At 36.2% G+C, this 23,781-nt stretch carries 20 protein-coding genes; 6 read left to right on the top strand and 14 right to left on the bottom strand.

Going from position 1 to position 23,781, the window contains the following annotated elements; translation table 11 throughout:
• The first annotated feature begins 112 nt into the window (after positions 1–112).
• Both J3U18_RS01400 and recD read left to right on the top strand, forming a co-directional pair.
• Positions 113–1,687, top strand: coding sequence for a mucoidy inhibitor MuiA family protein (locus J3U18_RS01400; protein ID WP_267352732.1), 1,575 nt, complete (start codon positions 113–115; stop codon positions 1,685–1,687).
• A 24-nt stretch (positions 1,688–1,711) separates the two neighbouring features.
• A complete protein-coding gene (gene recD / locus J3U18_RS01395) occupies positions 1,712–3,562 on the top strand; it encodes an exodeoxyribonuclease V subunit alpha (RefSeq protein WP_267352731.1) in 1,851 nt (616 codons plus the stop codon).
• Between the two features lie 50 nt (positions 3,563–3,612).
• On the opposite strand, the gene J3U18_RS01390 is transcribed toward recD, so the two are convergent.
• From J3U18_RS01390 to J3U18_RS01325, 14 genes are all read right to left on the bottom strand, one after another.
• Entirely contained in the window at positions 3,613–4,338 is a 726-nt protein-coding gene (locus tag J3U18_RS01390; protein ID WP_065562137.1) for an amino acid ABC transporter ATP-binding protein, read from the bottom strand.
• Complete coding sequence (locus J3U18_RS01385) at positions 4,335–5,036, bottom strand: ABC transporter permease subunit (protein WP_267352730.1); 702 nt, start codon at positions 5,034–5,036, stop codon at positions 4,335–4,337. Before J3U18_RS01385 ends, J3U18_RS01390 begins: the two co-directional genes overlap by 4 nt.
• Before the next feature lies 1 nt (position 5,037).
• Complete coding sequence (locus tag J3U18_RS01380; RefSeq protein WP_065734340.1) at positions 5,038–5,772, bottom strand: amino acid ABC transporter permease; 735 nt, start codon at positions 5,770–5,772, stop codon at positions 5,038–5,040.
• Positions 5,773–5,853: 81 nt separating this feature from the next.
• Positions 5,854–6,762: a glutamate/aspartate ABC transporter substrate-binding protein gene (locus J3U18_RS01375; protein WP_065562134.1), complete on the bottom strand. Its 909-nt coding sequence runs from the start codon at positions 6,760–6,762 to the stop codon at positions 5,854–5,856.
• A gap of 226 nt (positions 6,763–6,988) precedes the next feature.
• On the bottom strand, positions 6,989–8,506 hold the full coding sequence (gene lnt, locus J3U18_RS01370) for an apolipoprotein N-acyltransferase (protein WP_267352729.1): 1,518 nt from the start codon (positions 8,504–8,506) through the stop codon (positions 6,989–6,991).
• Between the two features lie 10 nt (positions 8,507–8,516).
• Positions 8,517–9,383, bottom strand: coding sequence for a CNNM family magnesium/cobalt transport protein CorC (corC, locus tag J3U18_RS01365; RefSeq protein ID WP_267352728.1), 867 nt, complete (start codon positions 9,381–9,383; stop codon positions 8,517–8,519).
• A gap of 77 nt (positions 9,384–9,460) precedes the next feature.
• A complete protein-coding gene (ybeY, locus tag J3U18_RS01360; RefSeq protein ID WP_065562131.1) occupies positions 9,461–9,919 on the bottom strand; it encodes an rRNA maturation RNase YbeY in 459 nt (152 codons plus the stop codon).
• Positions 9,920–9,932: 13 nt separating this feature from the next.
• Positions 9,933–10,403 (bottom strand): 23S rRNA (pseudouridine(1915)-N(3))-methyltransferase RlmH, encoded by a 471-nt coding sequence (rlmH, locus tag J3U18_RS01355; RefSeq protein WP_220225000.1) that lies wholly within the window; start codon positions 10,401–10,403, stop codon positions 9,933–9,935.
• Between the two features lie 4 nt (positions 10,404–10,407).
• Positions 10,408–10,725 (bottom strand): ribosome silencing factor, encoded by a 318-nt coding sequence (gene rsfS, locus J3U18_RS01350; RefSeq protein WP_065734345.1) that lies wholly within the window; start codon positions 10,723–10,725, stop codon positions 10,408–10,410.
• 157 nt (positions 10,726–10,882) lie between these two features.
• A complete protein-coding gene (gene cydC, locus J3U18_RS01345; RefSeq protein WP_267352727.1) occupies positions 10,883–12,508 on the bottom strand; it encodes a heme ABC transporter ATP-binding protein/permease CydC in 1,626 nt (541 codons plus the stop codon).
• Positions 12,502–14,235: a heme ABC transporter permease/ATP-binding protein CydD gene (gene cydD / locus J3U18_RS01340; RefSeq protein WP_267352726.1), complete on the bottom strand. Its 1,734-nt coding sequence runs from the start codon at positions 14,233–14,235 to the stop codon at positions 12,502–12,504. The genes cydC and cydD overlap by 7 nt, the downstream gene beginning before the upstream one ends.
• On the bottom strand, positions 14,232–15,185 hold the full coding sequence (gene trxB / locus J3U18_RS01335) for a thioredoxin-disulfide reductase (RefSeq protein WP_220224997.1): 954 nt from the start codon (positions 15,183–15,185) through the stop codon (positions 14,232–14,234). Before trxB ends, cydD begins: the two co-directional genes overlap by 4 nt.
• A 521-nt stretch (positions 15,186–15,706) precedes the next feature.
• Positions 15,707–16,360 carry an NAD(P)H-dependent oxidoreductase gene (locus tag J3U18_RS01330; protein ID WP_065734349.1) on the bottom strand — a complete coding sequence of 218 codons (654 nt, stop codon included), beginning with the start codon at positions 16,358–16,360 and terminating at the stop codon, positions 15,707–15,709.
• Positions 16,361–16,368: 8 nt separating this feature from the next.
• Positions 16,369–17,634, bottom strand: a complete 1,266-nt coding sequence (locus tag J3U18_RS01325; RefSeq protein ID WP_220224995.1) for an AmpG family muropeptide MFS transporter — start codon at positions 17,632–17,634, stop codon at positions 16,369–16,371.
• A gap of 235 nt (positions 17,635–17,869) precedes the next feature.
• On the opposite strand from J3U18_RS01325, the gene J3U18_RS01320 reads away from it, so the two are divergent.
• The 4 genes from J3U18_RS01320 (at position 17,870) to J3U18_RS01305 (ending at position 23,643) form a co-directional block, all read left to right on the top strand.
• Positions 17,870–18,871 carry a 2-hydroxyacid dehydrogenase gene (locus tag J3U18_RS01320; protein ID WP_065562123.1) on the top strand — a complete coding sequence of 334 codons (1,002 nt, stop codon included), beginning with the start codon at positions 17,870–17,872 and terminating at the stop codon, positions 18,869–18,871.
• Positions 18,872–18,925: 54 nt separating this feature from the next.
• The gene (gene mltB / locus J3U18_RS01315) at positions 18,926–19,999 is read left to right on the top strand and encodes a lytic murein transglycosylase B (protein WP_267336805.1); all 1,074 of its coding nucleotides are present in this window, start codon (positions 18,926–18,928) and stop codon (positions 19,997–19,999) included.
• A gap of 741 nt (positions 20,000–20,740) precedes the next feature.
• Positions 20,741–22,069 carry a hypothetical protein gene (locus J3U18_RS01310; RefSeq protein WP_267352725.1) on the top strand — a complete coding sequence of 443 codons (1,329 nt, stop codon included), beginning with the start codon at positions 20,741–20,743 and terminating at the stop codon, positions 22,067–22,069.
• 65 nt (positions 22,070–22,134) lie between these two features.
• The gene (locus J3U18_RS01305; protein WP_267352724.1) at positions 22,135–23,643 is read left to right on the top strand and encodes a hypothetical protein; all 1,509 of its coding nucleotides are present in this window, start codon (positions 22,135–22,137) and stop codon (positions 23,641–23,643) included.
• Positions 23,644–23,781: the final 138 nt, after the last annotated feature.

The following is a 23,781-nucleotide window of genomic DNA, read 5'->3' as shown; positions in this document are numbered from 1 at the left end:
ATTAAATATAAAATAGGAGATACTTTTATAATCTTAAAAATAGGCAATCTTCATTTTAAGTAACATTTATAATTTAATAATTAAAATCAGAATGATATAAGGAAATAATTCAATGAAAAAAATTGCATTAGCAATTGCATTAATTTCAGGTAGTGCTTTGGCAGATAATAACGTTAAATTAAATAAAGTGACATTATTTATTCAGGGAGCAGAATTACAAGGTCAGTCAACTGTTTCATTAACTAAAGGTGAAAGTGAAATAGTATTAACTGGTATTGCTAATGATGTTAAACCAAATACAATCAATGTAGGTTTTGGTACTAATAGTGACGTCCGAGTATTATCTACATCATTTAGTGATAACTATCTGGCTAATATTCGTAACGGTGAAGATACTCTATTAACTGTTAAAAAAATGAATAAGTTACAAGAAGATCGCGATACATTAGAAATCGAACTCAAAGCTGTTAATGAACAAATTATGCTTTTACAAGGTAACCGTTTAGATACTTTAGCTAAAAAAGGACCTGATGACTTAACAGCAATGAAAAATGTATTAGATTTTGTGAAAACCAATTTGACCACTGCATTAAATGAACAAAATCGATTACAAAAAGAAGTCGATGAGTTAGACAGGCAGATAAGCGAATATGAAAAACAACTAGATGAAAATCAGACTAACAGTGGAAAATTACACAATGCCGTTATAGTCAAAGTTGCTTCTGACAAAGATATAACGCTACCTATCACGCTTTCATATATCACAACTAAAGCAGGTTGGGAACCTGCTTATGATGTGCGAGTAGCGGATATCAATTCGCCACTCCAATTAACATATAAAGCAGAAATCCACCAAAACACGGGTTTAGATTGGCAAGATGTTGATTTTAGTTTATCAACATCTAATCCGAGCAAAGATATTACTCCACCAGATTTTAATCCATGGTACATTGACGTTTATGAAAAAAGCGGTTTATTTTTCTCCAGCTCTGAAAAACAAGAGTACTATGAACGTGACGTCAAATCGCAATTTGTTAATCCTAGTCAAATTGGCAATGTTAATACATTAGGTATCAATACCCATCTTGATATCAAATTACCTTATACAATCAAAAACGATAGTAAAAGTAACATAATCACATTACAAACTAAAGATGTTAAAGCAAATTACCAATATGTTTCAATGCCTAAATTTGATAGTAGCGTATACTTACTAGCGCAAATAAATGATTGGGATAAGCTGAATTTATTATCAGGAAAAGCCAATATCTTTTTCAGTGGTGATTTTATGGGGGAAACTATCATTTCAACCAAAAATACTAAAGGCTCATTGGATTTTTCATTAGGGCGTGATAAAAATATCTTAGTTTCTCGAAATCGTAATATAAAAGAGACCTCGACTCCTACACTATTTGGTAATGATGTTTCAGAAAAATTTGCTTATACTATTGATGTCAAAAATACCAAAACTTTGCCAATAAATATTGTTGTGAAGGATCAACTACCTGTTATTTTAAATAAAGCGGTAACACTTGATGATGCCAAATATGATGGCGCAAAATATGACAAACAAACTGGATTATTAACGTGGCAATTCACCTTAAACCCAAGTGAAAGTAAAAACCTTAATCTAAGTTTTAAAATCACTTATCCAGATGGTAAAGAACGAGATATATATGGTTTATAAACCTAATAAAACAAAGTATAAAGTATGTTAATTACGTGGTTAGAACAATTTAAGCAAAATAGTCAGATCAGTTTATTAGATCTTCATTTGGCTCAATTTTTGGTTAATAAAATTGATTTTGAAGATGAAGTCATTGCTAAACGTTTTGCTTTTTTAGTTTTATCTTTAAGTATGGAAGTAAGAGCAGGGCACGTGTGCCTTGATCTTACTCGATTAGAAAATATTGAGCCACAAATCTGGTCAGAACTTTATTCACCGACGAATGACGATTGGGTTAATGTACTTAAGTTAGCATCTAATAAACATGTTGTCAGTTTTGGTGAACAACTCGCACCTTTAGTTTTTATTGAAAACAAACTCTATTTTCAACGCATGTGGTTAGATGAACGTTTTGTTGCGCAATATTTCAATCAAACTCAATTGGATATTACGTCGAGTATCGACTTAAAGAAAATACTCGACCAACTCTTTACTCACAACAGCGCAAGTATTGACTGGCAAAAAATTGCTGTTGCTGTTGCATTAACACGAAAAGTTGCCATCATCTCTGGTGGACCGGGAACAGGTAAAACAACTACCGTAGCTAAAATTCTAGCTGGAATCGTATTAAACAACCCAGCAACACGAATCGTAGCAGCTGCGCCAACCGGCAAAGCTGCATCACGATTAACTGAATCATTAGGGCGAGCAATTGAACAGCTATCTTTTGAATCATTAAATATTAAAACCGAAGCGGTAACACTTCATCGACTATTAGGCGCAAAGACTGATAATCGCTCTTTTAGTTATAACAAGAACAACCAATTACATATCGATGTTCTTGTAATTGATGAAGCCTCAATGGTTGATCTCAATATGATGGCGAGAATTATTGAAGCCTTACCGACTTCTGCCCGATTAATTTTATTAGGTGACAAAGACCAACTTTCATCGGTTGAGGCCGGAGCGGTCTTTGGAGACTTATGTCACTTTATTTCAAATGGGTATAGTCAATCAAGGGCCGATGAGCTAAGTAAGTTAACCGGCTATACCATCCCAATTACGGATCAACCTGTAACAACAATCGCTGATAGCATCTGTTTACTGAAAAAAAGTTATCGATTTAACGAGTCATCCGGTATTGGATTGTTAGCAAATGCAGTAAAAGAAGGGCAGTATCATAATGTTAAAAAGCTACTTGCTGATAATACATTACAAGATGTCAGTTATTATGAACTTTCATCAAATCAAATCTACCAAGTTCTATTGGAAGACTGTATTGAACACTATAAAGATTACTTAAATGCCATTAGACATCACGCCAATAATGATATCGCTACAGTTTTAGCTAAATTCGCTCAATGCCGTTTATTATGCGCTGTGCGTGAAGGAAAATTTGGCGTAGAAGGATTAAATAAACAAATTGAACTGCTACTAGCCAAGCATAAATTGATCAAATTAAATCAACGTGAACAATGGTATATCGGTCGACCAGTTATGATTTTACGTAACAGCACATCGTTAGGTTTATACAATGGTGATATAGGCATTACACTAACAGCTGAACATGATAGTTCTAAATTGCGAGTCTATTTTCCATTTTCGGATGGAGTCATTAAAGGTTTTTCACCTTATCGACTACCTGAACATGAAACAGCCTATGCAATGACAATACACAAATCACAAGGTTCTGAATTTGATCATGTAAATATAATACTACCCACTGAATTCTCACCGTTACTTAATCGCTCTCTACTCTATACGGCAATCACTAGGGCGAAAAAGTCAGTATCCATTTACGCTGATGCCAAAATATTAGAGCGCGTGGTTAAAAGTCAAATACATCGGGAAAGTGGATTAGTTGAGCAAATAGCAAATTATTCGCAAAAGAATTAAAGAAAAGATTAAGCAAGCACCAACTAATAATAGCTGGTGCTTTTTATATATTAATGGATGATCTTCGCTAAAAAGTCTTTAGCACGATCAGATTGTGGATTAGTAAAGAACTGTTCTTTAGAAGTATCTTCAATGATCTCACCGGCATCCATAAAAATAACGCGATGCGCAACTTTGCGAGCAAAGCCCATTTCATGGGTCACAACCATCATTGTCATCCCTTCATAGGCTAATTCAACCATAACGTCTAACACTTCGTTAACCATTTCTGGATCAAGTGCTGAAGTTGGTTCATCAAATAACATAACAATTGGATCCATACAAAGTGCACGAGCAATCGCAACACGTTGTTGTTGCCCACCAGAAAGTTGAGCAGGGAATTTATCGGCATGTGCTAACAAACCCACACGATCTAAAAGAGAAAGGGCTTTTTCACGTGCTTCTTCATTTGATCGGCCAAGCACTTTAACTTGAGCAAGTGTCAAATTCTTTAAAATTGTCAAATGTGGGAAAAGCTCAAAATGCTGAAACACCATACCCACTTTAGAACGTAGTTTTGCTAAATTAGTCGATGGATCAGTAATCTCAGTACCATCAATCGTAATTTTACCTTTCTGAATAGGCTCTAAACCATTAACGGTTTTAATTAATGTTGATTTACCAGAACCTGATGGTCCACAGACAACAACAACTTCGCCTTTACCTACTTTAGTAGTACAGTTTTTTAATACTTGAAATTTTCCGTACCATTTTGATACATTTTCTAAGGAGATCATCTACTTATCCCTTTCTTGAAATAATTAACTAAACGAGAAGCAGTATAACAAATTATAAAGTAACTTATTGCTGCAAAAATAATCATTGAATACTTAACTGTGCCACCTTGAACGACACCAATTTGTGTCACACTTGCACCAAATAAATCAATTAAACTCATCACATAAACTAAAGATGTATCTTGGAACAAGATAATACCTTGGGTTAATAACAATGGTACCATTGATCTAAATGCTTGCGGTAATATTATCAAACGCATTGCCTGGCCTTTAGTCATACCCAACGCATAAGCGGCATGATACTGACCTTTAGCAACGGCATTAATACCAGCACGAATGATTTCTGAATAATAGGCTGCTTCAAATAAAGCAAACGCAATCATTGCTGAAACAACCCTAACATCAGCATATGGTGGCAAATTAAATAAATGCTTAATAACTTGTGGTAATGCTAAATAGAACCATAACAACACTAATAGTAATGGAATGGAACGGAATAAATTGACATAACATTTAGCAAAAATATTTAAAATTTTATTATTTGATAAACGCATTAAAGCTAGCACAGTTCCCCAAATAATACCGAATACAACAGCGGTAAAGGTGATCTTAGTTGTTAGCCATAATCCAGATAACAATAAATGATAATTGTTTAAAACCAATGAAGGTATATCTGCAATCCAACTTAAAATTTGCATATTAACCTCCATGACTCATATTAGGTAAGCGTGTATGTTTTTCAACAAAACGCATAATCGTTAACACAGCATAGTTTATCAACATAAACGCAATGGTAACGCCACATAATATTTCAATAATACTATTAGTTGCATCATTAATACGATCGATTTGACCGATCAAATCAATAAGCCCAATGGTCGAAGCCACTGATGAGTTTTTAATGATGTTGGTCATTTCAGATGTTAATGGTGGAATAATACGACGATAAGCATTAGGTAATAAAACATACATATAAGCTTGTCGATTGGTTAAACCGAGCGCAATTGCCGCATAACGTTGGCCTTTAGGTAGAGTTTGAATACCTGTTCTAACTTGTTCTGCAATACGTGCAGAAGTAAACAAACCTAAAGCGATTGCCGCAGTAATAAATGCGCTGACATTAGGAGAAATGCCAGAAATAAACCATGTTTTTAAGCTACCAGATAAAATTTCTGGAAAAAGCATATACCATAAAAACATCTGAACAAGTAATGGGATATTACGGAAAAGCTGGATATAACCGGCAGCAAAGCTATTTAGAAATTTATTTTCTAAAGTTCTGCAAATCCCTACTAGTGATCCTAGTATGAATGCAATAATCCAAGCTGTTACTGCTAATGAAACGGTAACGATAATACCGTCAAAAAGCCAGTTTAAGTAAATTCCATCACCATAAGGGGTGGATTCAAAAAATAGTGTCCAATTGAAACTCATAATATATTTATTTCACTAAATTAGATTATGTACTAAATGCAAAAACATTTAGTACATTGGATTAGAAAGATATGAAAAGTATTAATCTAATGCTTTATCATTTGGATTTGCAAAAAGCTCAACCATTTTAGGTGAAATTTCAAGAGCCATATTCGCACCTTTAGGTGGAACTGGTTGAGTAAACCATTTGTTATAAGACTCTAATGCTTTACCAGATTTTTGTGCATCAGCAATAGCTTTATCCATCAATTGTTTAAATTGGGTATCGCCTTTTCTTAACATACAACCATAGGATTCGTAAGATAATGGCTCGCCAACAATTTTCCATTCAGCTGGATTGATAGCGCGTGAACGTTCACCAGCTAAAAGTGCATCATCCATTAAAAATGCAGCAGCACGACCTGTTTCAAGGGCATTAAATGCATCACCATGATCTTTAGGCGTAATAATACGAATACCTAAATTATCTTTATTATTAATTTGATTTAATCGGACTTCAGAGGTAGTACCCGCAGTAGTTACCACATTTTTACCTTTTAAATCTTCGATACTATTAATATTGCTGTCTGCTTTCACTAAGAATCGAGTACCAACAATAAAAATGCTATCAGAAAAGCTTACTGTCTTTTGGCGCTCAAGATTGTTAGTAGTAGAACCGCATTCAAAATCATAAGTATAGTTATTAAGTAATTGAATACGCGTTTTAGAAGTAACCGGTAAATATTTAACTTTAAGATCTGGCATATTCAACTCTTTTTTAACTGCATCGACAATTAAATTAGAATAATCTTGTGAATAGCCAATAACTTCTTGTTTTTCACCATAGTAGGAAAATGGAATAGAAGATTCACGATGACCAACAACAATCACACCACTATCTTTAATTTTGGCTAATGTACCACTTAATTCTTCAGCAACAGCGGCACCACTCATTAGTCCAAGCATTGCTAATGATAACACTAATTTGGTTAATTTTGTCTTTTTGTTCATACTCATCTCCTACTGTTTAATTTGTATCATATTAAATAAATTTAATATTTTTACAAAGGGCGTATATTATAACTTATTTTTCATCATAAAAGTACTTTTTACTGTATATTTATCGATTAAAAGGACAAGCTACAACCTAGGTTTATCTAGATTTTCACAAAAATTTAACTCAGACAATTTTTTGAATTTCAATAATATACAAGCAATATTTATGCCAAAAAATTGATTATCGACGTTTTTTTACAAAAACCAAAATAAATAGCAAAGAAAGAATAAGATAATAAGCTAGATCGCCAAATCTAGCATAAGGAGTCAAACCAACAGTTGGTGACAACGTATAATTTAAAACATTGGTTTGAAATTGCGGTAATTGCTCAATAATATAACCATGATGGTCAATAATTGCTGTAATACCGGTATTGGTACTACGAATCATTGGTCGACCAAACTCTAACGCTCTAGCTTGCGCCATTTGCAAATGTTGTTTTGGCCCAATACTATCACCAAACCAAGCATCATTTGAAACGGTCAATAAAAAATCTGTATCAGGTGCAAAATTCTTCCACATCAAATTCGATAAAATCACCTCATAACAAATTGCAGTAGTAAACTTAAATCCCTTCATTGTAAGCTGAGGTTGTTTTTCTGCTCCCTCTTGCATTGACGACATAGGAATATCAAGGAGATCGGCAATAGGATCTAATAAAAATCTAAAAGGGGTAAATTCGCCAAAAGGCACCAAATGATGTTTTTGATATCGATTAACATTAGGATATTGATATGGCATATTTTCGCCTAAAACCAGTAACGTATTGTAAATATCTGGATTTGCATCATTATCTCCGATACGATAATCAATAATACCGACTGCAATTTCACTACCATTTGCTCGGGCTTCATTATCTAAAAACTGTAAATAAGGTTGCTGATTTATCTCGTAATCAGTAACACTGGCTTCTGACCAAATAATAATTTTATCTTTACCGAAATTCTTTTCGGTTAATGAAGCGTAGGTTTGTAAAGTGTTATCTAACTGCTCTCTGCTCCAACGTAGTGATTGTAAAATATTTCCTTGAATTAAGCTGAAATTAGCTGTCCGGGAATGATCAATGGTTGTCCAATTAATTGAATTGAGTGAAACTGGTGCAAAAATGATCGCAAATAGTGCGACAATTGCACCAAATGTGTGCTTTATAAAGGCTGATTGCTTGACATGGTACAAATAATAAACACCCAATCCACAGCATATAGTAAAGAGTAACGTTACCCCATTAATTCCAACGATCGGGAAATAATTTCGTAAAGGGCTATCAAGTTGACTATAACCTAATTCTAACCAAGCGAATCCTGTTAAAATATAGCCTCGTAAAAATTCGGTAACTTGCCACAAAATTGGTGCCAGTAAAACCAATTGTTTCATTGAACACTTAGTTGCAAAACGGTCACAGGCTCTCAATAACCAAGCAAATAGCATTGGATAGAGCGCTAAATAGCTAACTAACAGACCCAAAATAATAATCGCAACTGACGTTGGCACTTCGCCATATTGTTTAATACTGATATAAACCCAGTGAACACCAGCTAAAAAGTAGCCTACACCCCAACTAAAGCCAACTAGCATAGCTTGCTTTTTTGTTTTATCAGCAACTAACCATAAAAGCCCAGCAAAAGACACAAAGGCAATCGGCCAAAAATGGAAGGGCGCGTAACTAAATACGGCAATGGCGCCTAAAAAAAGGCTCAATAGAATATGCTTAAGCATTTTGCTCTAAATTAGGAACAACTGCATCTTCAGGGATTGTGACATGCAATTGAATAATTCGTCTACGGTCAACAATGGTTACCTTAAATTGATAGCCATCAATAGTAATCGTCTCGCCACGAATTGGTAAACGCCCAAAATGTTGCATCACCAAACCGCCGATAGTATCCACCTCCTCATCACTAAATGAGGTGCCAAAGATCTCATTAAAATCTTCAACAGGCGTAAGCGCACGAACGGAGTACATAGTTGGTGATAAACGACGAATATTCCGATCTTCAACCTCATCGTATTCATCCTCAATATCGCCAACAATAAGTTCTAAAATATCCTCGATAGTCACTAAACCTGAAACGCCACCAAACTCATCAATGGCCATCGCCATATGATAGCGCTGCATACGAAACTCTTTTAACATATGATCAACGCGTTTACTTTCAGGAACAACAACAGTCGGTCTAAGGATCTTCTTCAAGTCAAAATCATTAACACCTTGTCGAATATAAATAAGTAAATCCTTAGCTAAAAGTACTCCCTCAATATGGTCTCTATCTTCACTAATAACCGGGTAGCGTGAATGGCCGTGTTCAGAAATAATATCTAAACATTCATCAAGGGAAAAATTATCTTTGATTGTTACAATTTGAGAGCGGGGGATCATGATATCGCGAACGCGCTGATCAGCTATATCCATTACACCTTCGATCATATCAAGGGTATCTGGATCAATAAGTTCGTTTTCTTCAGCTTCACGAATCACTTCAATAAGTTCATCTTTATCTTTTGGTTCTGAATTGAATAATTGACTTAACCATAATGTAAACCCTTTTTTGGGTCTCCGGTGATTATCATCACTCATTTGCTCTCTTCCTTTCATATATCAAATGTATTTTGAGTTATAATTTTATATTAAACAGACTATTAAAAATTAGTCATCTAATCAATTAATAAATAAGGATTATCAAATCCTAACTGTGCCATTATATCGATTTCGATATTTTCCATTTCTTCGGCTTCTTCGTCAAGGATATGATCATATCCTAATAAATGCAAACAGCCATGAACAATCATATGCGCCCAATGTGATGTTAACGACTTATGTTGCTCAATTGCTTCAGCTTCAACCACTTGCTTACAAATCACCAAATCGCCAAGTAATGGAACATCAATTTCAACCGGCGATTCAAACGGAAACGATAAAACATTGGTTGGCTTATCTTTATTGCGATAAGTATGATTAAGGTGTTGACTCTCTTCCTTATCGACAATCCGAATAGTGATTTCAGCATTCTCCACAAACTGCGGTAAAATTACCTCTAACCACTGCATAATTTGTTGCTCACTTGGCAGATTATCTTGCTGCTCGGTGGCAATTTGCAAATCTAAAATATTCATTCAAATACCCAACCTATTCACGATGATAAGGATGATTAGCCGTTAAACTCCAAGCACGGTAAAGGCTTTCAGATACAATCACTCTAACTAGTGGATGTGGTAGCGTTAAAGGTGATAGCGACCAACTTTGCTCAGCAGCAGCCTTACAAGCGGGAGACAGCCCCTCAGGTCCACCAATTAACAAACTAACATCACGCCCATCTGCTTTCCAACGTTCAAGTTGCTTAGCTAAATCATGAGTGGTATAAGGTTTACCGGGAATATCTAGCGTCACGATGCGATTACCTTTACTACAAGAAGCCAGCATCTGCTCACCTTCTTTATCTAAAATACGCGCAATATCGGCATTTTTAGTCCGTTTTCCTGCGGGGATTTCAATGAGTTCTAAAGGCATATCTTTGGGGAATCGAGATTGGTAATCATCAAAAGCGGTGGTTACCCAATTTGGCATCTTGTTGCCAACAGCAATAAGCTGTAGTTTCACGTAACTAACTCCAAAGCTTCTCGAGTTCGTATAATTGTCGGCTCTCTTCTTGCATTATATGAACGATCACCGAATCCATATCAACGACTACCCAATCCGCATCATTTTGGCCTTCACTGCCTAATACCACATGTCCTTGCTTTTTAGCTTCATCAAGTAGATGCCCTGCAATTGACGAAACATGACGATTTGAAGTTCCAGTACAAATAATCATATAGTCGGTGATACTTGACTTACCACGCACATCAAGGGTAACAATATCCTTGCCTTTTAAATCATCAATTTTATCAATAATAAAGTCTTGTAATGATTGTTGCAAAATATACTCTCTACTAATATACATAAAGCGCTAGTATAGCATATTTTTTCAAAATCGCCTTGAAAATAGCACATCTGAACCAGTACAAATCAAAAAAAGTGAGGAGCGCACTTTTTAAAATAAAAAAAGTTGAGGAACGGGGTTTTTGACACCCCAAATCTTACAACTCAACCACCTGATCAAACAATGGATTATCCGTTAATCTATGTGTAACCATCAGCAAAGTTTTATCGTAGTTTTTGATAAGTTCAATTATCTGCAGTTCAGTTTGTTGGTCAAGACTTTCGGTAGGCTCATCCATCAACATTAATGGTGAATTATGTAGTAATGCCCGAGCAATACCGATACGTCGAGTTTCACCACCTGATAATGATCGTCCTCCTTGCCCTAATGGCAAATCTAAACCCTGACCGGTTGAGATCAATTTGGAAAGCCCAACTTGATGTAAAATATCCATTAACTGTTGATCAGAAGCGTTTGGATTACCGATTAACAAATTTTGTCTAAGCGAGTCACTAAAAATAGTAATCACTTGAGGAACCACAGCAATCGCCTGACGTAAAGTTGGCTCGTCAAGTTGATTAATCGGTATATCGTTGATAAAGATATTACCTGAAGTGGGTTCCCACGCGCGCGTGACTAAATTAAGTAATGTGGATTTGCCACAACCGGTTTTACCAATTAAGCCAATATGTTTACCGGCTTCAACTGTTAATGAAAAATGGCTTAAAACTGCAAAAGGTTGATTTGGGTAGCTAAAGCAAACATCTTCAAACCGCAGTTTTGCGGTAGTCAAATCTATCGATCTGCCTTGCTCGACAAACTGGATATCTGGTGTTTGATCAAATAAAGCGGTTGTTCGTTTGGCTGACGCTAATACTTGCCCTAAAAAGATAAATGCAGTAGGGATTGGTGCTAAAATTTCACTACTAGCAAGGCAGACAAACACAAATAGGGCAACTAAAGGCGATAATGTATATTGAGTGATAAGCCAAAGCACTAACAAAGTCAAAAAGCCAGCAATTAATACCACAAGAGCGCTCGAGAGAGCCATTAAAGTAGACTGCTTTTGTTGATGATAAAGCCAATCTGATTCAAGTTTGTCGAGTTTTGAGCGATAACGATCTTGCGCATTAAATAAAGTCAGTTCAGCTTGGCCTTGTAGATAATTAACCAACAATGCGCGATACTCACTTTGCTGTTTAGCCAGTATTTCGCCTAATTGTTTACCTGCATAATAAAAGATCACCGGTATAGCAAGTAGAGTAGTAGTTAGTACCATGCTGATAATTAATGCAATAGGAAAGTTGATATAACTTAATCCGACAAACAAGAGCATAATAATTACCAGTGCCGTTACAATAGGTGAAAAGAGTTTTAGATAGAGATGATCAAGGGCATCAATATCCACAATAAAACGATTAAGAAGATCGGCTTTTTGATATTGGGATAATTGGTTAGCGCTTAAAGGAAGAATCTTCTTAAATGCTAATGTTCTTAAATACGCTAATATTTTAAAGGTGGTATTGTGATCAACCAAGCGCTCAGCATAACGGGATGCCGTTCGCATAATGGCAGCCGCTCTTACGCCCGCAGCAGGTAACATATAATTAAACGTATATAAACCCGCCACACCGACTACCGCGGTAGAAGCTAAAAACCATCCAGATAAAGAAAGTAAAAAAACACTGGCAAATAATGTAAGAATAGCTAAACCTAATCCAATAACAATTTGCCAAAAGTAGTGCTTATAAAGTGCAATATAGGGACGTAATAGCGCTAGCATAAGCTCTCCTTGATGGCGTTAAGTTGACCTTTCGACAATTTCCATACTTGGTCAAATTCATGCATATCATCATGTTGATGAGTGATAGTGATACTATTTGTCGCAATATCATAGGGTGCCAACTGCTGAACTGTCTGCTTATCTAAACTTGCGGTCGGTTCATCAAGTATCAGTAATTGGCAAGGTTTCAGCATTGCTCTAGCAAGGGCGATGCGCTGAGCTTGTCCAACTGATAATCTAACCGCATCTTCACCAACTTGGGTATCGACGCCTTCTGGTAATTGATCGATAACATCAGATAATTGCGCTTTTGCAATAACCTCGTCAATTTCATTGGCGCTCGCTATGGGTTTACCCAGTAGAATATTTTCACGAATCGAACCATTAATCAAATAAGGATTTTGCCCAATCCAACTGATTTGATGTTGCCAACTTACTAAATCAAGCTGATTAAATTCAATCCCATTAATTTTTAGTGAACCCTGATAAGGTAAAAAGCCAAGCAATACTTGCATAATAGAACTTTTACCTTCACCACTAGTACCAATTAACGCTAATTTAAATGGCGCTTGTAATGAAAAGCTAAGCGGGCCAACGATAGGCAGACCTTCGTTAGATAACACGATAAGATCTTTCGCTTCAATTGTTTTTAAAACATTTATTTCAGAAGGAATGGTTGATGCTGATTGATTAGACTCGTTTTTTTTCTGAACGCTATCAAGTGGCAATTTTTTATTTAAAAAAGTTTCAATATTATCAGCTGCGGCAATGGCTTCTGCTTTGGCATGATAATAGACGCCCAAATCACGTAGCGGTTGAAAATATTCAGGTGCTAAAATCAAGGCAAAAAAACCAGCAAATAACGTGACTGTGCCATTATAAGCACCAAAATCAAACTCCCCTAAATACGAAAAACCAAAATAGACCGCCACAATTGCAATCGAAATCGACGTAAAAAATTCCAAAACCGCTGATGACAAAAACGCCATCTTTAATACTTGCATCGTTTTAATTCGAAAATCTTCAGACGCCTTGGCAATTTGCTCGGTTTGCTGTTTGCCTTGATTAAATAAGCGAATAGTACTCAGCCCTTTAAGGCGATCTAAAAAGTGCCCACTTAAATAAGAGAGTGCTTTAAAATGACGACGATTAATATCCGCGGCTCCCATTCCCACTAAAATCATAAAAATAGGGATCAGCGGAGCAGTACAAAGCAAAATAACGGCCGCGGCCCAGTTAAAAGGGAAAATAGCAATACAAATTAATATCGGCACCATACTTGCCAGGCGCATTTGCGGTAAATAGCGAGCAAAAAAATCATGCAAATTATCAACCTGCTCAATAACTAAGGTACTCCAAGCTCCTGTAGTACTTTGACTTAAATATGCAGGGCCGAACAATTCAAACTGATCGATAATTTTTTGCCGAATTTGTTGGCGGATTTTTTGGCCTAAAGCAAAATTAATCTTTTCACGGAAGTAAATAAGCAAGCCACGCGCCAATAGGATGACAACTAAAGATAAAAAATAAGGGAAAACGGTGGTAAAAGGAGTCTGATCGATGATCAACTTCTGCAAAATAATCGCCAATAAAGCAGCTTGGCCGATCATTAATAGACTCAACAAAAAACCGAATAAAACTGAAGTACGCAAATCTGGTTTATGCATTTTTGTGTGCTGTTTTAACCAGCTAAGTAAATAATTTTGACGTTTTTTATCTAGTGTCATTTTAATTTATCTAAATAATGTTCAGCATCTAACGCAGCCATACAGCCTGTTCCTGCCGAGGTAATGGCTTGTCGATAAATATGATCCATAACATCGCCCGCAGCAAAAATTCCTTCTACGCTAGTTTGTGTTGCATTACCTTCAGTACCTGATTTCACCTTGATATAACCATTATCAAGTTCAAGTTGGCCTTCAAAAATTGCGGTATTGGGTTTATGACCAATAGCAATAAATACCCCCATTACTGATAACTCTTCGGTTAGATCAGAATCGATAGTACTTCGTAATCTTACACCGGTTACGCCCATATTATCGCCAAGAATTTCATCGACGATTTGATGAGTATGCAAAATGACTTTACCTTCTTGCACTTTTTCAGCTAAACGATTCATTAAGATTTTTTCAGCCCTAAAACTATCGCGACGGTGGATTAAATGGACTTCACTGGCAATATTAGCCAAGTAAAGGGTCTCTTCAATCGCAGTATTACCGCCACCAACAACAGCCACTTTCTGATTACGATAAAAGAAACCGTCACATGTAGCACAGGCTGACACACCTTTACTTTTAAAAGCTTCTTCAGAAGGCAACCCGAGATATTGTGCGGAGGCACCAGTTGCAATGATTAACGCATCACAACTATATTCCGTATCGCTACCAAATAGTTTGAATGGCTTTTGGCTAAAATCAACGCTATCGATATGATCGATAATAATTTCGGTATCAAATCGTTCGGCATGTTGTTGCATTTTCACCATAAGTTCAGGACCCGTTAATTCTGGATTTGCCGCTGGCCAGTTTTCGATCTCGGTCGTGGTGGTAAGTTGTCCACCTTGTTGAGTGCCAGTTATTAATACTGGAGAGAGATTTGCTCGCGCGGCATAAACCGCTGCGGTATAGCCAGCAGGGCCTGACCCTAAAATTAATAAACGGGCATGTTTGGTTTTCATTTTGTATCCTTCCTATTATTCTGGCTAAATAAAATATGATTAGCGCAATTTATAGATGATAAGTCTAACATTATCAACTATTTTCTTGTAAAAAAAATGTTTATTACAGCAATAGGTGAAGGTGATAAATAACACGGAGTAACGTTACTTTTCCTTATATTTTCAAATTGTTAAATTAACTTATGTTTTTAACAAATTGATTTTATTTATCTAAAGTTTTCATAAGTTTTAATAATTAATTATTACTGTTTTAATCATTAGGCGATAACGCTTTCACTCGAAATACGACAAGCCACCATTCAAAAAAATGGAAATGTAATCAGCTAAAATTACGTGGGTAAAAGAAATTTTAAACTCAACTCAGCAGAATATTAACGATCCAAAAATCGCAAATATATTATTGGGTGTTGAATTTATTTTAGATTCACTATTAGCAGATGCGCAAACGCTTAATAACACGTCTGAATAATTGTTAAAAAAAGAGTTAATGCCGCCAGTTGGCGACATAAAACTAATAGCAATTAAGATAAGAAAGTGGTGACATCTTCAAGTGACCAACGAATATGAGGTGGTTGCTCATCAATACGATAACCAAACGCTAAACACAGCCCAACACCAAATACCTCACGACTAAATGTTGGAATATGTTTTTCTAAAATATTAATTACCTTATCATATTGGAATCCGCCAAGCGCACAAGAATCTATGCCATGATAAGCCGCTGTAGTCATCATATTTGCAGCAGCAATATAACCTTGCATTTCTGACCAGCTATCAGCATTTAAACCTTCTCGTAAACCATAAGCAATATAGTTAAGAAAATCTTGGCTAGCTTTATCAATTGCCGTTTGATCGTTCTGATCTGGCAATGTTCTTCCTATAGCTTGACGTAAATATGGACTTTGCAAAGTAAAATTATTCGCTTTACGGTAAAGTAAAATCACAAAATGTGAACAGCTAGTAACTTGTTCTTGGTCATAACAAGCAGCACGCAATTCAGCTTTGATATCTGCATTATCGACAACGACAAAATGCCAAGGCTCAAAACCAAACGAAGAAGGCGATAAACGACCCGCGTCTAAAATAATTTCAACATCGCTATGACTAATCTTTTTTGATTCATCAAACCGTTTACAAGCATGTCTAAACTCCAAAGCTAACGATAGTTTGTCCATAATGTCTCCTAAGATTTCTTATTCCATGGTGCCACTTTCAACAGTAACACCATGCCGGGTATTGCTAATAGCGTACATAAACCAAAAAAGTTGGTCCATCCTAAATATTCAACCATAATTCCTGTTGTTGAATTAATCAATGTTCGAGGAATAGAAGCGATACTGCTAAATAACGCAAACTGTGTTGCAGTATATAATGGATTCGTGGTTTTGGCTATAAAAGCAACAAAAGCTGCCGAACCAAGACCAACCCCCAAGGATTCAACACTGATCACTATCGCTAACATTATTTTTTCACTGACACCAATATCATTAAAAGGGCCTTCAATTGATAACCAGGCAAAACCTAAAATAGAAAAGACTTGAACAAAACCAAAGTACCATAAAGCCCGATTAATCCCTATTTTTATCATCAAAATGCCGCCCATAATTCCGCCTAATATCCCTGGCCATAATTGCGCATTTTTAGCGATCAAACCAATGTCTGGTAGGCTGAATCCCATTTTCATATAAAAAGTAGTCGCTAACGATGTCGCCATGCTATCGCCTAACTTATATAAAAATATAAAGGCCAAAATGATCATCGCGGATTTAACGCCTTTTCTTTTAATAAATTCTAAAAAAGGATTGATAATAATATCTTCAAAATTATGGGATTTTGGTATTGGTTTATTAATTGGCTCTTTTATCAACAAGGTAATAATTATCACGGGCAACATAAATAGCGCCGTGACCATAAAAACGCTACTCCAAGGTAAAAAATGAGATAAGATTAGCGATAATGAACCGGGCACCAAACTGGCAAGACGATAAACGTTAATATGAATACTGTTCCCTAATCCAAGTTCAGTATCAGAAAGAATTTCTTGGCGAAATGCATCTAAAGCGATATCTTGCGTGGCTGAAAACAGCGCAATAATGAAACAGAGTGTAGCAATAATCCAAATATTCAGAGTCGGTGAAAAGCACCCCAATATTGCAATAAAAAAGAGCAATATTATTTGCGACAGAAACATCCATCCCCGTCGACGCCCCATCCCAAACAGTGAAATATTGTCCATAAATGGCGCCCAAACAAATTTAAAAATATAGGGCAGTTGAGTTAATGAAAATGCACCAATAGCTTTTATATTCAGCCCTTCACTGGTTAACCAAGCAGGTAAAAGTTGAATTAACAAATAAAAAGGAAGACCGGAAGCCAAACCAGTAAAAATACAAATAAGCATTTTAGTGGAAAAGATAGTCCTAAGAAGAGAAACTTGTTTTTTATTCATTAGTTAACATTATCGGTCAGTTATATAGCAAAGTGCTATCATAGCATATTAATAAAAAAAATAATTGCTAAAGCTAACATAAAGCGTTTTACTATACAGGTTAATTTTTAACTCAACTTTCAAAAGTAAGCATTTAATCAACATTCGCCAAAAAATATCAAGTAAACAATGCGTTTCAATCATCACTAAAACTTAAAAGATGCATTAATTAAACGCCTATAAGGGGGATTGCAGTATGAAAGAAACAGTCAAAGTCGCTGTTTTTAGCAGTAAGCATTACGACAAAGAACATCTCGAAATCGCCAACAAACACTTTGGTTTTGATATCGAATATTATGAGCATAAATTAAGCCATAAAACGGTTGTCACCGCGCAAGGTTATGATGCTGTTTGTGTATTTGTTAACGACGAAGTTGATAAATTAGTTCTACAAAAATTAGCCCATTATGGTATTAAAATCTTAGCATTACGCTGTGCGGGTTTTGATAATGTTGATCTCGATGAAGCAAAAAAATTAGGGATCACCGTTGTTCGTGTGCCAGCTTATTCTCCTGAAGCGGTGGCTGAACATGCGGTTGCATTGATGATGACACTAAACCGCAGAACCCACAAAGCTTACCAACGTACTCGCGACGCTAACTTCTCGTTAGACGGCTTAACCGGTTTTAACATGCATAATCGTACAGCAGGTGTGATTGGAACGGGTAAAATTGGTCAAGCAGTGATCCGCATCTTAAAAGGATTTGGCATGAATATCCTTGCTTATGATCCTTATCCAAATGATATCGCTGTTGAATTAGGTGCACAATATGTTCAATTAGACGAACTCTATGCCAAATCAGATGTTATCACCTTACATTGCCCAATGTCTCCTGAAAATTATCATCTACTAAATAAAGAGTCATTCAACAAAATGAAAAATGGTGTGATGATTATCAACACAAGCCGAGGTGGTTTATTGGATGCAACCGCTGCAATTGAAGCGTTAAAACAGACCAAAATCGGTGCACTAGGTATGGATGTTTATGAAAACGAACGAGACCTATTTTTCGAAGATAAATCTAATGATGTCATATTAGATGACGTATTCCGTCGATTATCAGCCTGCCATAACGTGATTTTTACTGGTCATCAAGCGTTTTTAACCCAAGAAGCACTATTAAATATCTCTGACACAACCTTAAATAATATAGCGCAAATAGCAGCAGGGAAAGAGTGTCAAAATATTGTTAAATAACAATAAATAATTTAATATGTCGCCGTTTTTTAACTAAATGAATATGGATGATTTATGCAACGTATCGTTATTTGTGTCATGATGGTTTTATGGCTCACTGCTTGTTCGAGTGGGGGATCATCGAAATCGCCAATGCAGCAACATCGAGGACATTCGAATGTAAAGGGTGGCGTTTATCTAGAAAAACAGCACGAAGAACCAAAAGCCAATAGTGCTCCTTTATCGGTCGATAAAGAAAAATTTATCACAATGATGGTAAATAAACATGGCTTTAATCGCCAACAACTTCGCAATGTTTTAGAACAAACCAACAAACTTGATTGGGTTATTGGTTTAATGGACAAACAAGCGCCAAAATCAGGAACGTCAAACGTACCTAATGGCGCATGGATTCGTTATAAAAATAAATTTATCACCCCAGGTAACTTACCTAAAGGTGTCGAATTTTGGAATAAATATGACAAAGATCTACAACGTGCTTACAAAGAGTACGGTGTACCACCTGAAATTATCGTCGGAATTATAGGCGTTGAAACCGGGTGGGGAAGAGTAATGGGCAAAACCAAAATTATCGACGCATTATCAACCCTAGCATTTTATTACCCAAGACGATCACAATACTTTGCTAAGGAACTTGAAGACTTCTTAATTATGTGTCGTGATGAAGGTGTTGATCCGTTTGATTTAAATGGATCATTTGCAGGAGCCATGGGCTACGGACAATTTATGCCATCAGCCTTTAGAAATCATGCTATCGACTTCAACCATGACGGTCATACCGACTTATGGGATCCAGTTGATGCAATCGGAAGTGTAGCAAACTATTTCAAAGCTCACGGCTGGCAACGAAACAAAAAAGTTGCAGTGGTTGCTGATGGTCAAGCACTCGACCTCGATACAGGCTTTAGCACCAAATATACAATTGAACATCTAGCTAAAGCAGGATTAAAACCAAAAAGCTCAATCGACGGTCATAAAGAAGTCAGCTTATTACGTTTAGACATGGGTGATAATTACCAATTTTGGTATGGACTACCTAACTTCTACGTCATCACTCGTTACAACCATAGCACACATTATGCAATGGCTGTATGGCAATTGGGATTAGCCGTTAAACAAGCTAGATAAAATTAACCTTAAAAGCAAAAGGTCGCAGTTGCGACCTTTTTTATTAATCCTAATAAACTATCTAAAAAGTTGAGGAGCGGGGTTTTTGGGGTTCTAAATCTCGCTTTACAGTTCAACATAAACAGCTTATCCCATAACTTGGCAGGGTTTATTTTTAAGTATTTTATCGTAAAAAAAGTTGAGCAACAGGGTTTTTGATCTTCTAAATTCCACTTCAGAACTATTTAATGATCAACATCATTAATTCTAAATGCTAAGATAAAATTTTTCAGGATCAATAATTATAATTATTAAAGTTTTGTAAATGCTATATTTTTAATTAAAACAATGGTTAGTTATTTTTTAATCATGTTTTTTCATGATTATCTTTACGAAAGTTAACGATCTAAAGTAAAAAAAGTATTGCACCTGTTTTTTTCAGTCACTATACTTTTTACATAATTTTAGCGGGATAGCTAAAACAATAATTAGAAAAATAGTAAATAAATCATAAATATACTTGACAGGATTGTCGCAGATGTTCTATAATTTTCAACAGGCAACAGGCAACAGGCAACTTGGCCAACCTCTAATTTAAATTCGCTAAAGTTAAGCACTCAATCTTCTTTTTTCACAAAAGTTCATTTTTTCGCCAGATTCAGCGAAATTTCCAAAATTTTCGCGCGATCCTTTTTAGGATCATTTCAACGATCCTTTTATCAATTCAATTTATCGCAGCCGATCTTTTTAGGGGTGTTTTTTTTGATCCCTTTTTCAAGTCATGCATTAACCTCTAAAACAACTAATATTATTCATGGCAGTGAACCGTATTTAACCTTCGATGGAGGTCGTACACGCGTAGTTAACACTGACGATTTACTAGGGATATCCTTATCAGATGGAACGCAATATACACCATCAACGAATACTTCATCCAAAACGCCAATAGAGTTACCTGATGTAGGTCAGAGTTTTACTGATATTAATATGTTAGTGCCACCTAATACTGATTCAATAACATTGAGTAAGCTCATTGAATTCCCTTATAATTATTGGGGTGATGATGATGGTGATGATGATATTACAGCTACGGGTAGTCTACATTTATCTATCGTGGATAGAAACAAACAAGCTGTATCACGTGACACGGTGTTAACGATTTGTAATGCGCCTTATCAGGTTAAATTAAGCAGTACAAAAGGCACATTAACTACACGTTATGGCGTTCCTCAAAGTCGTACTTTTAGTGAAAGTAAAGTCACTTATTATGTAAGCCCTAAGGCGGTACCGGTGGTCTGCTTTGCAAAACCTGAATTGGATGATGGTTTTGATGAATATGCCGGCCCAGCTTCGATATGGAACCCTAATAAAGGTTTCCTCCCTCAGTCTTTTGAGTCGTCATCTTATGGTTTAAATTTCCCTACAACCGGTGCTAATAATCTGTACTTTGATTTAAATATTCGTGGTATTAATGAGGCATTGTCCTGGGCACCGGTTTCGCATGGTGGTATTACCGCGACGATGACCAATTCCAAACGTACAAGCGTGCGCGTTACCTTAACCGGTCCTGTTGCCAGTTCATCCCAATGGGCATCTAATTCCCCTGGTAGTATTGCTATACCTACTTTACCTCAGATTTTCGAGTTAATTGGACGAGACAGTCAAGGTAATGAAGTCGTTAAGTATGGATTTGAGTTAAAACAGTGGTTCGTCAATCGAGGTACCAGCTATTACGATTATTCAAATACATTATCTTGGTGTAATAGCCTTAGTTATCGGATGCCTAAGGTTAAAGATTTAACTAATGCATCTTGTCAGGGTGCGGATTCTTCTCCCAATTTGTGTCAAGGGGTAGTTGGTGCGACGCCTCCGTCACTGAATAATCATTATCAGCGTCGAATTGGTGCCGGGCTGTTTACGGAATGGGGCGATACGACCACTTACGCCAGCGCTAATTTCATCAATCATTGGTACGGGACTAGTGACCTCTATGATAGTAGTAAACAATCTGTATTTTTTGTCGTGAGCGCTGTCGATGGCATGGTTGTTAATTCGAATGCTGGAGGCACAGGTATTTGTGTTTCACCTTAGTTACGTTAATGAGTAAGCATAGAAAAATATATAAATTAGAATATTAATCAGCAAGGATGCCAGCTATGCACTATAATTTCAAGCATGGACAACACAGGTCAATTTATTATTTAAATTTATTTAATTTAAGCATTCAACGCTTATTTTTCCATATCAGTTTATTCATCCGCGAAAATTTAAGAACGCTTTGCCGCTCATTGCGAAGTGCTTTTCAATGCTTATTTCGTGGTTCCAAATTATCCCGGCAAATCTTTTTAGTGTTAATGGTGGTTACTTTTCATCCTTTTCCTGGCCATGCGTTAACATCTACAACATCGAATGTTATCTATGGTAACTCTCCATTTTTAACCTTAGATGCTGGGCGTACACGTATTGTAAACGCTGATGGTTTGCTCGGGATATCTTTGTCTAATGGAGTTAAATACACACCTTCAATTAATAATTCATCAACAACGCCAATTGAGCTACCAGTTGTGGGTCAAAGTTTTGCCGATATTAGTATGTTTGTACCAACTAATACTTATTCAATCACTTTAAGTACGCTGATCAAACCCCCTTATAATTATTGGGGTGATGATGATGGTGATGATGATATTACAGCAGCCGGTAATATAAGTTTATCTATTTTTGATAAAAACAATAATCCTATATCTCGTAAAACTATATTAACGATATGTAACGCACCTTATAAGGTTGAACTAAGCAATACAGACGGTACATTGGCTACAAATTATGGTGTTCCTCGCAGTCGTAATTTTAATGCTAGTAATGTGACATATTATATAACTCCTAAGAGAACGCCAGAGATTTGTTTAGTTACTCCTAACTTGAGAAATGGTACAAATAAATATGCTGGTCCTGCTTCTTTATGGGATCCTAAAAAAGGTTTTTTTACTCGAACAGCTAGAGTCAATGCTATAAATTTTCCTACAACTGGCGCTAATAATTTGTCCTTTAAACTAAATATTGAAGGTAGTAGTGAAGTATTGTCTTGGGCACCTGTTTCGCATAGTGGTATTACGGCTACTATAAGCGGTTTATCAATTGATGAAGCTGTTGTTAGATTAACAGGTCCAGTTGCAACATCATCTCAATGGAATTCTGATAACCCTGGGCGTATTGCTAAACCTGTTTTGCCGCAAGAATTTAAGTTAGTAGCTCGTGACAGTCGAGGTAACGAAGTTGCCAAATATGAATTTACATTAAGGAAGTGGTTTGTCAACCGTGGCACTGATAATTACTCTTATTCTAATACAGTCTCTTGGTGTAATAGTCTCGGTTATCGAATTCCCCTTGTCAGAGATTTAACTAATGCTGTTCGTTCAGATGTGATAGTGGCTAGTGCTTCACCTCCATCATCAGGAGATTATTATCAGCGACGAGTTGCTGCAGGATTCTTTAGCGAGTGGGGGATGATGAGCTACTACACTGGAGCTAATTTCAGCAATAATTTTTATTGGACTAGTGACGTTTATGATAGTGCCAATGTTTCCGTGTACGCGGCTCAAGGAAGTTTAACCCTTCTTCCTGCTCGTGATGGAAATGAAATTAAAGGTCTTTGCATTTCAGATTAGTTCTTAAACCTTCGCTTTTAATTTAGTGAGCGGGTGTTAGAGATAGTAAAAATAATATTAACTCGTTAAAAGGATAGTTAACTCAAAGAGTGAAAAATATGTCAAAAAAGTGATGTTGTGGAGTGCATAAATAGAGGC

It is taken from the genome of Gilliamella sp. B3482, assembly GCF_026536805.1.
Taxonomy (GTDB): domain Bacteria; phylum Pseudomonadota; class Gammaproteobacteria; order Enterobacterales; family Orbaceae; genus Gilliamella; species Gilliamella apicola_E.
This window is presented reverse-complemented; position numbering and strand designations above follow the sequence as displayed.